The 15,593-nt window shown below is 41.0% G+C and carries 10 protein-coding genes; 6 read left to right on the top strand and 4 right to left on the bottom strand.

The genetic code is table 11. The features are described 5' to 3' along the window. Nucleotides 1-85: 85 nt before the first annotated feature. The 3 genes from NEE14_RS08825 to NEE14_RS08815 all read right to left on the bottom strand — a co-directional run bounded on the left by NEE14_RS08825 (nucleotide 86) and on the right by NEE14_RS08815 (nucleotide 4,889). The gene (locus tag NEE14_RS08825) at nucleotides 86-1,528 is read right to left on the bottom strand and encodes an IS4 family transposase (protein ID WP_338578704.1); all 1,443 of its coding nucleotides are present in this window, start codon (nucleotides 1,526-1,528) and stop codon (nucleotides 86-88) included. 139 nt (nucleotides 1,529-1,667) lie between these two features. After that, the gene (locus NEE14_RS08820; RefSeq protein ID WP_251968394.1) at nucleotides 1,668-2,246 is read right to left on the bottom strand and encodes a hypothetical protein; all 579 of its coding nucleotides are present in this window, start codon (nucleotides 2,244-2,246) and stop codon (nucleotides 1,668-1,670) included. 99 nt (nucleotides 2,247-2,345) lie between these two features. Continuing rightward, complete coding sequence (locus NEE14_RS08815; RefSeq protein ID WP_251968393.1) at nucleotides 2,346-4,889, bottom strand: thiol protease/hemagglutinin PrtT; 2,544 nt, start codon at nucleotides 4,887-4,889, stop codon at nucleotides 2,346-2,348. A gap of 546 nt (nucleotides 4,890-5,435) precedes the next feature. Here NEE14_RS08815 and NEE14_RS08810 point away from each other — a divergent pair. From NEE14_RS08810 to NEE14_RS08800, 3 genes are all read left to right on the top strand, one after another. Next, nucleotides 5,436-6,641 carry an ROK family transcriptional regulator gene (locus NEE14_RS08810; protein WP_251968392.1) on the top strand — a complete coding sequence of 402 codons (1,206 nt, stop codon included), beginning with the start codon at nucleotides 5,436-5,438 and terminating at the stop codon, nucleotides 6,639-6,641. A 22-nt stretch (nucleotides 6,642-6,663) separates the two neighbouring features. Further along, nucleotides 6,664-7,839: an AGE family epimerase/isomerase gene (locus NEE14_RS08805; protein WP_251968391.1), complete on the top strand. Its 1,176-nt coding sequence runs from the start codon at nucleotides 6,664-6,666 to the stop codon at nucleotides 7,837-7,839. Nucleotides 7,840-7,900: 61 nt separating this feature from the next. Beyond that, nucleotides 7,901-9,229 carry an MATE family efflux transporter gene (locus NEE14_RS08800; RefSeq protein WP_251968390.1) on the top strand — a complete coding sequence of 443 codons (1,329 nt, stop codon included), beginning with the start codon at nucleotides 7,901-7,903 and terminating at the stop codon, nucleotides 9,227-9,229. Nucleotides 9,230-9,507: 278 nt separating this feature from the next. Here NEE14_RS08800 and NEE14_RS08795 read toward each other — a convergent pair whose 3' ends face one another. Continuing rightward, a complete protein-coding gene (locus NEE14_RS08795) occupies nucleotides 9,508-11,055 on the bottom strand; it encodes an ATP-binding protein (protein ID WP_251968389.1) in 1,548 nt (515 codons plus the stop codon). Nucleotides 11,056-11,262: 207 nt separating this feature from the next. Here NEE14_RS08795 and NEE14_RS08790 point away from each other — a divergent pair, with 207 nt between their 5' ends. The 3 genes from NEE14_RS08790 (at nucleotide 11,263) to mtaB (ending at nucleotide 15,522) form a co-directional block, all read left to right on the top strand. Then, nucleotides 11,263-12,543, top strand: a complete 1,281-nt coding sequence (locus NEE14_RS08790) for an O-acetylhomoserine aminocarboxypropyltransferase/cysteine synthase family protein (RefSeq protein WP_251968388.1) — start codon at nucleotides 11,263-11,265, stop codon at nucleotides 12,541-12,543. A gap of 186 nt (nucleotides 12,544-12,729) precedes the next feature. After that, entirely contained in the window at nucleotides 12,730-14,118 is a 1,389-nt protein-coding gene (locus tag NEE14_RS08785; RefSeq protein WP_251968387.1) for a PepSY-like domain-containing protein, read from the top strand. Nucleotides 14,119-14,196: 78 nt separating this feature from the next. Continuing rightward, nucleotides 14,197-15,522, top strand: a complete 1,326-nt coding sequence (mtaB, locus tag NEE14_RS08780; RefSeq protein ID WP_251968386.1) for a tRNA (N(6)-L-threonylcarbamoyladenosine(37)-C(2))-methylthiotransferase MtaB — start codon at nucleotides 14,197-14,199, stop codon at nucleotides 15,520-15,522. The last annotated feature ends 71 nt before the right edge of the window (nucleotides 15,523-15,593 follow it).

The following is a 15,593-nucleotide window of genomic DNA, read 5'->3' as shown; positions in this document are numbered from 1 at the left end:
AAATTCTATTTGGAAGAGCGATGTTTGTTTCATCCCTTCCAAAGAGAATTATATAACTTAAGTTTCGCAAGTAAAGTGTAGCTCCTCAGGCGGCTGGTGTCAGCCTGTCGAAAGCCTGCTTCACAGCTTTGATTTGTTTATCGTTTGATATTACTTGTTCAGTCAGAACCATTGCATCACAGTTAAGTACCTCGGCAATGACGTTTATAACTTCTACAATCAGCAGCCAGATTTTTTCTGCTACTGAAAGTTCGACAGAGTTCTTTGAAATTTCGGCAAAGAGTCCTCCGATAGTTTCGTATGATTCATTGCGTTTGACATAACTGAGTATATTGTACTGTAGTACGCACAATGATATGCCTGCAATCTGTCCGGCGAAGTCTCTGCACTGGTTCTTTCCGAGTTTCAGGTTTTGCTTCATCTCTTTGTGAGCCACTTCGATAACCCATCTTCTTGAATAAAGTCTGAAGGCTTCTTTGGCATCAAGTTTAAGGTCAGAGGTAAGTAGAGCATTCCAGTTGCCCTTCTTGCCTCTTCTGTAAAAGAACAGACTGACCTTAATGCCGGAGATTTTAGCAGATACAGTTGCTGTGTAGTAACCGATTGAGCGGCTATACTTTACGTTCCTGGATTTCTGGAAAATCTTGATAAGTTCAGGCGCTGTCTTGTTTCCAAGATCTGTCTCATACTTGGTTTTGCCCATCTTTATCATTCCGATAAGGTGGCATCCAAAGTGCCTTGAGACTACGAACTTCAAAAGTTCAGAGCAGGTAAACCAGCTGTCAACAAGAAGATAATCGAAACGTACACCCTCTATGATTGAGCGTTTGAGCATACTGATGGCCGTCTCAATCTTACTTGCAAAATACTCAGCGCTACGCCTGGCAATACGCTCATCCCCTGAGTGTTCCTTGCAATAGCGAGCCTCCGTCTGTTTCTTGGATAACCCCTGTGGCTTATCGCTTCGTTTTCCCTCCTCTCCATGGAGAGAAAAGTCAAGGAGAAACTGGGATACACCATCCGTAAAGCAGAGGAACATTGCCTTGAAGCCAAGTATAGACTTCATTTGGGTATGAGAGAATACCTTGCCAATCTTCTCGGTCTTGAATCCGGTCTTTGGAAGGTCTGTATCATCGATGATGACACACCTGATGTCCGACTTCAATGTCGTCCTGCGTTTCACACGTGAATACAATTGCCTGAAAATCGAATAGATGATACGTCGCCAATTGACGTTGCCGTCGTTCATGAAACGATAGAACATATCTTTGTGGCAGACAAACATCCTGCCCAAAGCAGAAGACGAATAGTTGGCTGCATTTTTAATTGAAAAGAACGGGAACAGAACAAGCAACTGCAACACCTGAAGACAGGTGAATTTGCAATTCGGATTCTTAATTGACCCGATGACTCTACTTTGTATTCTTATGCTGTTCATAATGGTTGAGATGCTGTTTATTGCCTTGCTGGAGTCATTGTTTGCAAAAAACTCTTGGAGTTCACCGATAATATGTCTATTTTTGTTCATGGCTAAAGGGTGCTATATTGTTTGTTTGGCGACATTAATATAGTGATAATCATTGAATTATCAAACTCTTTAGCCTTTTTTTATTACATTATTTGAGTACTTGCGAAACTTGAATTATATAATAAGTACACAGAATAAATCATTCTGATTGTCTTTCCAATTGTAGCGTAGGAAGAGAACTTAAAGTCCCTTGTTCAATTTTCTGATTCAGTTCTTCTACAAGGTTTACATAATCCATTCTTCTTCCACAGGCATGAATCTCTGTTAACGGATTCTTGTCAAGAATATTTTCCATTAGCATTTCCATGGATGGCGCTTGTGGAAATTGGCTATATTCTTCGTAGGTATATTTCAGAAAAGCCACTTGTGGATTTATGCCTTTATTGTCAAGCCAGTAGCCTTGTTCCAAAGGTGTCGGTAAACACAGTTTCCCTCCAATAGACAAATCTTTGGGATGAGGATAAGATAGAATCCGGCTTCTGGATTGATCCATTATGACAGGTACCTGATGCGAATAATCTTTCTTCGTTTTATAGACATAGACAACAGGCGACGATACAGAAGATAATTGTCCCGATTTCCTGGAGTCTTTTTTCTGGGTTAAAGCCATTTGTCCTTCCTCCTCATAGTAATTCGCTTTAGATTCAGTTTGTGCTGTCTTACAGGCGATGGCTCCTGTAAGCATCCAAGCAAAATATAATACCACATATTTATTCATATATACTTATTTTATTTATAGTATAAAATGGCTATGTCACTATTTGAGTAGCCGAAGTTGTTTAAATTCGACTACTCAACTAATGATTCGTTTAAAACATTACTTTTTCCGGAATTTTGTAGAATAAGTTTTCCCGTCTGTTGTTTGTACAACCAGAATGTAGAAACCTTTATTTAGATGATTTACTTGGAAAGAGTAATCATTTCCAATGCCGGGAGTCAGTTCCTCTTGATGAATTTTATGCCCAGTTATTGAATAAATGGTTGCATTTTTAGCTAATGCAGAAGTTCTGATTCGTAACACATTGTTTGAAGAGATTCCGTAAACTGTTACTCCGTTAGTACTTGAGAGATCTTCTATACCCGTTGGTGTTGCTGATACTTCAAATGGTATGCCTGGAGTTAATTGCACAAAGTCACCTTTAACATACTGGAAGAGAACAACGGCATATTTCCCGGCTGTCACATTAGGATTAAAGTTCATTGACAGCTTATAAGGTAAGTTGCAGCTTTCAATAAACACGGAAGAAGTATGCATGTTTTGGGTAGAAGATTCTCCTTCAGCAAAGATAGCCGCTACAATTATATTGTTAAATACGTCGCCTTCTCCATCTAAAAGAAGGTCGGCTGTCACTTGCAATGGATCATCCAGCCCTATTTTAGACTGGGCAACTGCAGCGTTCTGAGCAATGACGCTTTCACAGATTTTACCTTTCTTAATTTGTATCTCCAAAGGTTCTCCTATTGAATACCAATAATTTCCCCATTGGATGCAGGTAGCAGCCAAATAATCTCCTTCAGAGATAGGAATAATTGAATCTGTTTGTGTTTGTTGGGTCAGACTTTCTGAAACAAGATGCTTTTGTTCCTGGGTATTAGCCGGCAATAATAATTGGGTTTTCCCGAGGATTGTTACTATTTGAGGATCTTTTTCTTTGGTGAGCAGCATTACTCCTGCCATTCCATAAAATTCACTTTGGCTACTTGAATTGGAGAATGTCAATTCAAAATCTCCGTTTATTCCTTCATATAAGCCATGTAAGGATCGGATGGATACATTCAGATCTGTCTCTAAATTTAGTAATCCGGTAAATACATTGAGATTACATTTACTGTCTTTTATCGTTAGAATATATTCTGTTCCACATCCTATCGTACTACGAACCCGGCTATATTGGCTTTCCCGTTCTTCTTTGGTTCCCAGATATAAGTTGTACGTGCCGTCTTTGATTTCTGCCGGGATTGTTATATTCTCAAGGTTTAACGTCTCATATCCATAATCAGTATTTACTTTGTCATCAAAAGTGTAGCTTTTGATCGGATGCTGTACGCCGTCTTTCCCTTCCACGATGATTCCTACTTCTCCTTTATAGAACGTCGAAGTCATGTTGTAGAAGTTGATTGCCGTCAGGTCAAAATTCTCATTCTGACTAAAAGATGATTTGCTTGCTTTTAGTTCTCCCAACGTGAAGTATGAAGTGTAGGGGGTGGATTGGGATTCTGGATGCATACCTGTCACCATACCTTGCTGGAATATAAAACCTCCTCCTAAGCTACTGCCTCCTCCGATTCCGGGAGAGCTTGGTTCCAGTGAGGCGATCTCAAAGTAACCGTTATTCATGCCGCCCCAACCCCAGTTGACATGAACCAGATTGTTTTTATCATAGCCGTCGAGTACAAATTCATGACCTACTTCTTTGGATGCTCCACAGTATAAGATAGGACGTTTTTCATTCAATTCCTTTTTGACCATCTCCATCCATTCCTGAGTGCTAAAATAATTGCGGGAAACATATCCCATGTTTTTACTGTAGCCGAAATAATTGATGAGAGCATCTGCCACGATGCTTGACATGGCTCCGGATCCGTCAGGAGAATAGTCCATTTCAACGGCCACTCCACAGGCATACATCAATTCTGCAACAGCTTTTCCTTGTGCATCAGTATACTTCCCAGCGGTGTATTGGGGAAGCATGTTTTTCCAGTCGAAGGTGGTCGCTCCAAAATTAAAAGAGCAATCATTTCCGGCTGGAGTTTTGTAAGAATGTGATCCTATTCCTTTTTGAGGATATTCAAAGTATTTCATAACCATGGCCATGGCTGTGGCGACACAACCTGTAACAGATCTTTTTCCTTCAACTTCCGGACATAGATTATAATAAGGTTCATCCTGATTCCAGTTGATGTCACCTAATAAAGGTTGTACATCCTCACTAAAAGTGTTTGATGACTTGAAATTAACAGGCTGAGGTAATTTCTGTTGATTATCGAGCTGGCTATAGTAATCCTGATAGGCGGTTAATAAAGCTTTTATATTAGACGGTATGTTCTCAACAACAAAGGCTCCTGTATTGGAATAAGCCAAGACGGGTTTCATCCGGTCATCGCCTGAAACAATGGCATAAGCCGAATTCCCCTGGTTGAATACATAAAATGCCGTTTGTCCAGAAGTACTTCGTAAAGATGAAGATTCGATTAAATCTCCAGATAGGGCGACTAGGTGAATTTCTCCTGCCGACCGCAGACTTCCTGACTGGTTGAAAAAACTACGAGCTACTTTCCAAGCCTCTTCTTGCGTGAGTTGTTTAGCCCATGTTGGAGAAAAGCATAATAATGCTAAAAAAATAGTTGCAATCTTTCTCATAAGCAGATTGTTTTTAAGTTAATGAAAAAAGTTCGGCAAGATAAGAAAAATGGAAAATAGAAAAATGATTTATCCATAATTTAACTATATATGTTCTGTAAATAATATATTGTGTTCAATAAGTGTATTTATGATACGTTTTGCAGATTTTGATTGTTCGAAAATAGATTTAATCGAGTGAAAGAAGAGATAATATAAAACATGAATTTATTAAAAATATAATTTTAAGAAAACGCATTATTTAAAATATTTATTTCTAACTTTGTATTTAGGATTAGAGCAAATATATTATGTCATATATAATATATGTCATAAGCTCTGTGTCCTCTAAATAGGCAAATCCGGGAAACTAAGAGTAAGACATATTTTGATTTTGGCATTCTTTGATTTTAGTAAAGTTCGGAAATGAATGTTCTGTTATTTTATGGATTTATTTGTAAAGCAGAAATGATTGTCTGGATAGAACTTCTGATTAGGATGTATTAAATACAGAGGATGGGGATTAAAATAGTTTGAAAGATGGTTCACTATAAATCAATGTAAAAAATGGCAACAAAATTTTTATTGCAAGATAGTAGGTATAAAACTACTACATTGAAAAAACACTTGATACAACATTTGATCATATCGGGGAATGCTTCTATCGCCGATATCGCTAAAGAATTGCAATTAAGCATTCCGACCGTGACGAAGTTTGTATCAGAATTAATGAACGACAACTATATTCTAGATTTAGGCAAACAGAACACACCGGGGGGAAGAAAGCCGAATATATATGGCTTGAACCCGAATGCGGGATATTTTGTGGGAGTTGATGTGCAGGTAAAAAAGGTATTGCTGGCTACTATTGACTTCTGTGGAAATATTATTGATGAAGGGCATGAAGAAAGATATAATCTGGAAGATACACCCGAAGCTTTTGATCACTTGTGTGAAATCGTGCAGGACTATATCCAGCATTTGGAAATAGATGCGAGCCAGGTTCTACAAGTTGGAATTAATTTAGGTGGACGGGTTAATCCGAAAACAGGTTTCTCTTATTCATTCTTCCATTTTGATGATAAGCCTTTGACTGAGAAAATAGAAAAACGAATAGGCATACCTGTTAATTTGGAGAATGACTCGCGGGCAATGATGTATGGTGAGTTCTTGGCTGGTGTAGTTAAGAACGAAAAGAACATTTTGTTTATCAACATCAATTGGGGATTAGGTGCCGGAATCATTATTGATGGAAAGCCTTACTATGGGAAATCTGGTTTTTCCGGAGAAATCGGACATGTCTGTGCTCTTGATAACGAGATAATCTGTAACTGCGGGAAAAAAGGATGCCTGGAAACGGAAGCTTCTGGTTATGCCATTGAACGGATGCTGAATGAAAGGAAAGCTCAAGGTTGTACATCTATTCTGTGGGATATGATGGAAGAGCATGGAGAATTTCTTTTAAGCGACTTCGTAGAGGCTGTTTTGCGGGAAGATGTCCTGGCCATAGAAATTGTTGAGCACATTGGTTTCGTATTGGGTCGATGGGTAGCAGGTTTAATTAATTTGCTGAATCCTGAAATGGTAATTTTAGGAGGACCGCTTTCGGCGACACAAGACTATTTGCGCTTACCCGTACAAAGTGCGATTCGTAAATACTCGCTGAACTTAGTCAATCAGGATACGGAGCTGGTTGTTTCTAAATTAGGTATTCGTGGCGGATTGATTGGTGCTTGTATGTTGTCGCGCAGCCGTTTGTTAGGAATGATTTAACAACGATCTAAAATTATATACTATGAATTATGCCATTTTAGCTGAGAAGTACAAAAAGGAATTGCTCGAGCAAGTTGTTCCTTTCTGGTTGGAACATTCGCAGGACCACCAGTATGGAGGTTATTTTACTTGTCTGTTGAGAGACGGGAAAGTCTTTGATACGGATAAGTTCATCTGGTTGCAAGGACGAGAAGTCTGGCTCTTTTCTTTCTTATATAATAAGGTAGAGAAACGGCCGGAATGGTTGGAATGTGCCATTCAGGGCGGAGAGTTTCTGAAGAAATATGGTCATGACGGAAATTTTAACTGGTATTTTTCTTTAACGCAAGATGGCAAGCCTTTGGTGGCTTCTTATAACATTTTTTCTTATACCTTTGCAGCCATGGCGTTCGGACAGCTGAGTCTGGCTACCGGAAATAAGGAATATGAAGAAATTGCTCGAAAAACCTATGCGCGTATTTTAGAGAAGATGGATAATCCGAAAGGGCAATGGAATAAACTGGTGCCGGGCAGTCGCGACTTGAAGAATTTTGCCTTGCCGATGATCATGTGTAATCTGTCGCTTGAGATAGAACATCTGCTGGACAAGGAAACGATGGACAAAACAATCGAATTATGTATCCATGAAGTAATGGATGTTTTCTATCGGCCGGAGTTGGGATTGGTTGTAGAGAATGTATTGACCAATAACCAGTTGTCTGATTCGTTCGAAGGTCGTCATCTGAATCCGGGTCATGCCATTGAAGCGATGTGGTTTATCATGGATTTAGGCGTTCGTCTGAACCGTCCGGAGTTGATCCAGAAGGCTACGGATATTTCGCTGAAGATGATTCGGAAAGGTTGGGATGAGAAATACGGAGGTATTTTCTATTTCATGGATCGTCTGGGTTATCCGCCTCAGCAGTTGGAATGGGACCAGAAGCTTTGGTGGGTTCATATTGAATCGATGATTTGCATGGCGAAAGGATTCTTATTGACCGGCAATGAAGAATGTTGGCAATGGTTCGAACGTGTGCAGGATTATACCTGGACGCATTTCAAGGATCCGGAATATCCGGAATGGTTTGGGTATCTGAACCGGCAGGGCGAAGTGCTTTTACCTTTGAAAGGCGGTAAGTGGAAAGGATGCTTCCATGTGCCGAGAGGCATGTATCAGTGTTGGCAAACATTACAGCAGTGTGCTGACAAGTATAAATAAATAGAGATAAAGGATGTGCAGATAACACATCCTTTTTTGTGGTATTAAGAAACAGAATAAGATGCAAACAATCAAGAATCTGACAGAAGGTCCTATTAGAAAGCAATTGTTTAATTTAGCATTACCCATTATGGGTACTTCCTTTATTCAGATGGCTTATAGCCTGACGGATATGGCGTGGGTAGGCCGGTTGGGGAGTGAGGCAGTAGCAGCTATCGGAGCCGTAGGTATTTTAACCTGGATGACTCAATCGATTTCGCTTATGAATAAAGTCGGGGCAGAAGTGACTGTCGGTCATTCCATTGGTGCACAGAATACGGAAGAGGCCAAGATGTTTGCGTCTCATAACCTGACTATCGGATTATTGGTCTCTCTTGTCTGGGGAGCTCTGTTGTTTATCTTTGCTCATCCGGTGATCAGCCTCTACAAGTTGGAACCTGAAATTACCGATATGGCTGTCGAATACTTGCGTATTGTTGCTACCGGTTTCCCGTTTGTCTTTTTGGCTTCGGCATTTACCGGTATTCATAATGCGGCCGGACTAAGCAAAGTCCCTTTTTATATCAGTGGAAGCGGATTGTTGCTGAATATGATTCTCGATCCGCTATTCATCCTGGGCTTTGGTTGGGGAACGGCAGGTGCAGCTTATGCTACCTGGCTATCTGAATGTGCCGTTGTCTTGTTGTTTGTTTATCAGCTGAAAGTGCGTAACAGACTTTGGCCCGGATTCCATTTCTTCGTCCGGCTCAAATCTATTTACAGTCTGAAGATTGTCCGGATCGGTCTTCCGGTGGCTTTATTGAATGGCTTCTTTGCTATTATCAACTTGCTGATGGGACGAACGGCTTCTACGTATGGCGGGCATATCGGATTGATGGCCTTGACGGCCGGCGGACAGGTGGAAGCTATTGCGTGGAATACATCGCAGGGATTCAGTACGGCATTGAGTGCTTTTACGGCTCAGAACTATGCAGCCCGTCGGCGGGAACGTATTGATCAGGCCTATCGGACTACCTTGAAGATGACTTCTGTGTTCGGCCTTTTCTGTACGTTGCTCTTTGTGTTCTGGGGAGCAGAAGTCTTTTCTATCATTGTACCCGAACCGGCTGCTTATATAGCTGGAGGAGATTTCTTGCGTATTGATGGATATTCCATGATCTTTATGATGATCGAAATTACCATGCAGGGTTTGTTTTACGGAACGGGCCGTACGGTTCCTCCGGCTGTAATCAGCATTACATTCAATACTTTACGGGTTCCATTGGCTATGGGGTTAGGTGCTGCCGGGTTAGGAGTATCAGGCGTTTGGTGGGCCATCAGTATCTCTAGTACCTTAAAAGGAATCGTCTCTTTTATCTGGTTTCGTATCCTGCAAAAACGAATTTGGTAAACTCTTGTTTATCAGTTAGTTTTTTCGAGATGAAAAATACGCCGGCTTTTAGTTGAAATACGCCGGGAATTGATCAAAAGCCGGCACATATTCATGAAAAGCCGGCGTATTGTAAAATAAAAGTAACGAGTATCGTTTACAATCCTCGTAGGATTCGTTTTTGATACTCGTTGCTTTTGTTTTATCAGCTGGTATATTTTTTTTTTCAAGATCAGAGATTTAGAAAATGATCTTTCATATTTTGTCTATATGATTGATTCTCTTTTAGATGAGGTGATTTAAGCAATAATCCAGCGTTCTATACTTCGTATCTCGTCATTGAAGTTTATACCCACTTTTATGAGTTTTCGTTTATCACATGAAAAAGCAGAAGCATAGCCTTTTTCTTCAATTTGTTTTATGGCTTCTTCGGCACTTCCGTTTAATTTGAACTCCATGATATAGATATAATCGGACGTTTTCAGTACAAGATCAACACCCCCCCGTGAAGTATGATATTCGACTTCTGTATGGAAACCCATTAGCTTGAATACAATGTAGAGGATATTCTGGTAATGCACTTCTCGGTCGCGCGCCAGTTCATAAGGTGTGTCGTTGAAAAAAGTACGCAGCCGGTTCAGAAATCCATCCACATCTCCGTGGCGAACTTCTTCAACGAAACGCTGAATTTCATAAGGCGATTTGCTTATACTTACAGAGGCATAATGGGGAAGAAGAAAGCGGAAGAAACCTTGCTCAACTTCCCGATTCGGGAATCCAAGGGTATAATTCTCAAATTCTGCATTATAATCCTTAATCGTCAGATATCCGCTTTGGTAAATGACTGGTACAGGATCAGTAGAAGCTGCATCAATGGAATCGAGTACAGGACCATTCGTTATGATATGTTCTAAATCCTCTACTTTATAATGATGCAATTTCATTAATTCGACCAGGTAAGTGGGAGTTCCTGTTTCAAACCAATAACTGCCCATCTGCCTGTTGGCGAAGGTATTCAATAAGCTGAAAGGATTGTACATGCCTTCTGACTTATAGCAAAAATGATAGCCGTCATAGTTTGTTTTCAGTTGCTCACAAGTTTCATCAAAGCTTAATCCAAGCTGATCTGAAAGCATGTGTATATCTTCATCAAAATGTGTATGAAGTTCTCTTTGGCTTATTCCACAAATCTCGGCATACTGCTGAACCATTGAGATATCGCGAAGATTATTCAGATCACTGAATATGCTGACTTTGCCAAACTTAGTAACTCCGGTCAACATAGCGAAGCGGATAAAACCATCGCATGACTTTAGGGCTCCATAAAAAGCTTTCAGCGTGTTTCTGTAGGCGGTTTGTAAGGTCGGATTCCCGATGGCCTGCAGCATGGGCTTGTCATATTCGTCGATAAGGATAACTACTTTATATCCTGTTTTTAAGGCTGCTCTGCGTATGATGCCTTCAAATCGGGTGGCTAACGAATACTCATCCGGATTGTTTCCGTATAAACCTTCCCACTGCTTTAAGGAAAGTTCGATTTTATTCTCCAGGCTCTCTTCAGAATCGTATTTCTCTGTATTCAAATCCATATGCAGGACCGGATATACTATCCAGTTCTTCTCTAAACGCTCCATGTCAAGACCTTTGAACAATTCTCGTTTACCTGAGAAATACGCATCAAGGGTAGATAGCATCAGGCTCTTCCCAAATCGTCTGGGACGGCTCAGGAAATAGTACTTGCCGGTTGTCGCCAGGTTATAGAGAAGCATTGTTTTGTCGACGTAGATATATCCTCCACACCGAAGATCTTCAAAATTCTGTATTCCTATTGGATAGAGCCTGTTCATGACTATGTAGTTTTGTTTGCTTGTGCATCGTTTTATCCAGTCAAAGATAATGTTTATATGTGGTAAATCCTAATTTGCCCGGTATAACTGATCCTTTTTCCAATATTTGATATCATAACTTGGATTTCTTAATCTTTAAGAGAAATATGCTACTGATATGTTCTTAATTTCGTACTTTTGCCAGCAAATATCTAATATAAAAGCCAAATGGAAAATAAATTCAAGCCTGAAACAATTTGCGTGCAGGCCGGGTGGAATCCCAAGAAGGGTGAACCGCGAGTTTTGCCGATTTACCAGAGTACAACATTCAAATATGAAACCAGCGAACAGATGGCTCGTTTGTTCGACTTGGAAGATAGTGGTTATTTCTATACGCGTTTACAGAATCCGACCAACGATGCAGTAGCTTCAAAGATTGCTGCTTTGGAAGGTGGTGTGGCTGCTATGCTGACTTCTTCAGGGCAGGCGGCTAATTTCTTTACTTGCTTCAATATTTGTGAAGCGGGTGATCATATTGTCAGTGCAACCAGTATTTACGGTGGAACGTATAACCTGCTGGGCGTTACCTTGAAGAAAATGGGTATCGACTGTACATTCATCGACGAAGATGCCAGCGAAGAAGAGATCAGCAAGGCATTCCGTCCGAATACGAAACTGATGTTTGGTGAAACTATTTCCAATCCGGGCGTGAAGGTTCTCGATATTGAAAAGTTTGCCCGTATAGCTCATAAGCACGGCGTGCCTCTTGTCGTAGATAATACATTCGCAACACCTATCAACTGCCGTCCGTTTGAATGGGGTGCTGATATCGTTACTCATTCTACGACGAAATATATGGATGGTCATGCGACCAATGTTGGTGGTGCTATTGTGGATAGTGGTAACTTCGACTGGGAAGCCCATGCTGACAAATTCCCCGGATTATGCCAGCCGGATGAATCATATCACGGATTGACTTATACGAAGACATTTGGTAAAATGGCCTTCATTACGAAAGCAACCAGTCAGTTAATGCGTGACTTAGGCGCTATCCAGGCACCTCAGAACGCCTTCTTGCTGAATTTAGGACTGGAGACCTTGCATTTGCGTATGCCTCAGCATTGTAAGAATGCTCAGGCCGTTGCCGAATGGCTGGAAAAATGTGATAAGGTAGCGTGGGTGAACTATCCGGGCTTGAAGAGCAACAAGTATTATGAGCTGGCTCAGAAATACCTGCCGAATGGTTCGTGCGGTGTTTTATCTTTCGGTCTGAAAGGCGGACGGGATGTGGCTATCCGCTTTATGGATCATCTGAAACTGGCAGCAATTGTTACCCATGTGGCCGATGCTCGTACTTGTGTTTTACATCCGGCCAGTCATACGCATCGTCAGTTGTCGGATGAACAATTGAAAGAAGCCGGTATTGCTCCGGACCTGATCCGTTTCTCAGTGGGTATTGAAAATGTAGATGATATTATTGCTGATATCGAACAGGCTCTGAACGCTTAATCCTTATCAGAAACGATAAAGAGTGAAGGCACGGAATCGCTCTCAAAAGAGCAGGATTTCGTGCCTTTCATTTATTATTTATCACTCGTCAACAAGTTTTGGCAACACTAATTAACGTCCGAATCATAGAATCTCTTCTGGTTTTCTGTAAGTTTGTAACATCAGTAATCAATAAATCATTGTATCATGGAAAAGAGAGTTGATAGAATATGTAGTTTCCTGATGGCATGTTTACTCCTGATTCATATCAGTTGTACTGAAAATAGTCGGGTAGAAGATCTTCGGAAAGAGTTGCCTGAGAATATTCAAAGTAGCTTGCAAGAACTTTATCCGGATGAGATTCCTCAGTCGACTGAGCAGATTATTGATCCGAGTACAGAAGAGGTCTGTTATTATGTAAGTTTTTCTGATGGAATCTATTTTGTATTTAATGCCGCAGGTGAGTGGACAAGTATCCATTTCAATTCGAAGGAACTTCCGTCTTCTATCCAGACTACCTATGAAGATGCTATCCGGCAGATCGAAGCCGAAACGACATCACCTATCCAGGCTCTCGATAAGACATTATATGGTATTGCTTTTGGTTTGGAAGACCAAAGATGGCTGGCTTACAGTACGGAGGATAAGAAATTATTGGGTAAGGAAATGGAACATAACACAGGCCTGCAGCCCAACCAATATTTGCCGGATCAGGTGTATGTTTTTGCGAGCTTTTCTTTTGATGCGGAAATCGAACATGTCATTGTCCCGCTGGATGAAAGCCAGTCCGACTTTCGTTATTCTTTGTGGTTAAGCAATCATATTGTTGTCGACTTCGACCAGAACAATGATTGGTTGGAGGTTCGCCATGCGGAGAAGGCGTACTTGCCTGATAGCTTTTATTCGTCGTTGCCAGGAGATGTGGTAGAACAGTTAACAGAAGCCTGTCCGGAAAAGAATATTTATCTGGTCCGGCAGATGAAGTCTGAACAGACGATTCAATATGATTTTGAAACAGACGATCAACAAATATGGGGGTTCTCCATTCCGAATCCGGATTATACGTCTCCAACTATACTCCCAGATAAAGAGGTCCGTGCTTTTATAAATAGATATTTTGGAGGATCTTTGTCTAATTCTATGGTCTTGCCTTTAGATAGTAAAGATCGGGTTGTGGTTTCTCTGTCGAATGGCTTCGACTTTACGGTCAATATGCAAGGCGAATGGATGAATATCGATAACCATAATTTCGGGTGGTCTGCGCTGAAAGAAGAACTTATATCTTCGGAAATCCTGAAGGCTGTAGAAGAAAAATATCAGACTACCATCACTTCGATCAGTCGTCCGCTCGACCAACCGCAAGTCCAATATATTCTGGCTGATGAGGGCGATCAAGTCTATTATGTGTATTCGGCAACAGAATTTGTAGCACAGGATTCACCACGTACTCCTTATGAAAAAGCCTATCGCTATATTCGTTATCATTATCCTACAGAGATTTCCTTCTGGCTTTCATATGAGCAGGGGAAATACCGGGCATTGTTGGATGACGGAACTTCATTACTCTTTGATGGGAAAGGCGAGTTGATCAAATGAAATTTTAGTTTATAAGGAAATTACCAGCTATTTTCCGTAATTTTGCAAACTATTAGTTCAGGAGATTGTTTTATAGATATGATTGATCATACAGTTTTTGAAAATAAGAAAGCAGCTTACTATACATTAGGCTGTAAATTGAATTTTGCCGAGACATCTACGATCGGGAAGGCCTTGTCTGAACAAGGCATCCGAAAAGTCCGCCCAGGAGAGAAGGCAGATATCTGCGTTATCAATACGTGTTCCGTAACAGAACTGGCCGATAAGAAGTGTCGTCAGGCTATCCGTCGTATCAGTAAGCAACATCCAGGTGCTTTTATTGTGGTAACAGGCTGTTATGCCCAGTTGAAACCTGAAGAAGTAGCCCATATAGATGGGGTTGATTTAGTTTTGGGAGCAGAACAGAAGCTGGATATTTTGCATTATTTGGATAATTTGCATAAAACGGAGGCTGATGGGGTAATTCATACTTCAGCCTCAAAGGATATTCGTACTTTTACTCCATCCTGTTCTGCCGATGATCGGACCCGGCATTTTCTGAAAGTACAAGATGGATGCGATTATTTCTGTAGTTACTGTACGATACCTTTTGCCCGTGGCCGTAGTCGCAATGGCTCAATAGAAAGTCTGGTAAAACAGGCGGAAGATGTTGCTGCCCAAGGAGGAAAAGAGATTGTTCTGACAGGAGTAAATATCGGAGACTTTGGAAAGACAACGGGTGAGACTTTCATCGATCTGATCCGAGCCCTGGATGAGGTAGAAGGCATTGAGCGGTATCGTATTTCCTCAATTGAGCCGAATCTGATTACGGATGAGGCAATTGATTTTGTGGCAGGCAGCAAACGGTTTGCCCCGCATTTTCATATTCCGTTACAGAGTGGAAGTGATGATGTGCTGAAACTGATGCGCCGTCGGTATGATACAGCTTTGTTCCGTCATAAAATCGAGAAGATCAAGTCGATTCTTCCAGATGCTTTTATCGGAGTAGATGTAATCGTCGGCACACGTGGGGAAACGGATGCCTACTTTGAAGATGCCCGTCGTTTTATCGAAAGTCTGGATGTTACGCAATTACATGTATTCAGTTATTCCGAACGTCCGGGAACACAAGCCCTGAAGATTGACTATGTAGTGGACCCGAAGGTAAAACATGCCCGCAGTCAAGTATTGCTGGAACTGTCAGAGAAAAAACTTCAGGCATTTTATGAAGCTCATATAGGCCGGGAAGCCAAAGTCTTGTTCGAGCATACGAAGAAAGACGGCATGATGCACGGATTTACGGAAAACTACATCAAGGTTGAAACACCTTATGATACTTCATTAATAAATGAAACGAGACGGATTCGTTTGGGTGGTTGGAATTCAGATAAATCAGCTTTGCAAGTTGAGTCATTTATCGGATAAATACAGGAGATGCAAAATTCTCCTTGGAGGAGGAAAATCCTGCAAAGGAGGAACGCCGGAGCGAACAGTAG

Source organism: Parabacteroides sp. AD58 (assembly GCF_023744375.2).
Lineage (GTDB): Bacteria > Bacteroidota > Bacteroidia > Bacteroidales > Tannerellaceae > Parabacteroides > Parabacteroides absconsus.
Note: the sequence above shows the minus strand (reverse complement) of the source record. Positions and strands in the feature narration are given on the sequence as shown.

Coding starts and splice junctions, on each gene's coding strand:
- NEE14_RS08825 (WP_338578704.1), bottom strand. CDS start 1,528: ATGAACAAAAATAGACATATTATCGGTGAACTCCAAGAGTTTTTTGCA.
- NEE14_RS08815 (WP_251968393.1), bottom strand. CDS start 4,889: ATGAGAAAGATTGCAACTATTTTTTTAGCATTATTATGCTTTTCTCCA.
- NEE14_RS08785 (WP_251968387.1), top strand. CDS start 12,730: ATGGAAAAGAGAGTTGATAGAATATGTAGTTTCCTGATGGCATGTTTA.
- NEE14_RS08820 (WP_251968394.1), bottom strand. CDS start 2,246: ATGAATAAATATGTGGTATTATATTTTGCTTGGATGCTTACAGGAGCC.
- mtaB (WP_251968386.1), top strand. CDS start 14,197: ATGATTGATCATACAGTTTTTGAAAATAAGAAAGCAGCTTACTATACA.
- NEE14_RS08790 (WP_251968388.1), top strand. CDS start 11,263: ATGGAAAATAAATTCAAGCCTGAAACAATTTGCGTGCAGGCCGGGTGG.
- NEE14_RS08795 (WP_251968389.1), bottom strand. CDS start 11,055: ATGAACAGGCTCTATCCAATAGGAATACAGAATTTTGAAGATCTTCGG.
- NEE14_RS08810 (WP_251968392.1), top strand. CDS start 5,436: ATGGCAACAAAATTTTTATTGCAAGATAGTAGGTATAAAACTACTACA.
- NEE14_RS08800 (WP_251968390.1), top strand. CDS start 7,901: ATGCAAACAATCAAGAATCTGACAGAAGGTCCTATTAGAAAGCAATTG.
- NEE14_RS08805 (WP_251968391.1), top strand. CDS start 6,664: ATGAATTATGCCATTTTAGCTGAGAAGTACAAAAAGGAATTGCTCGAG.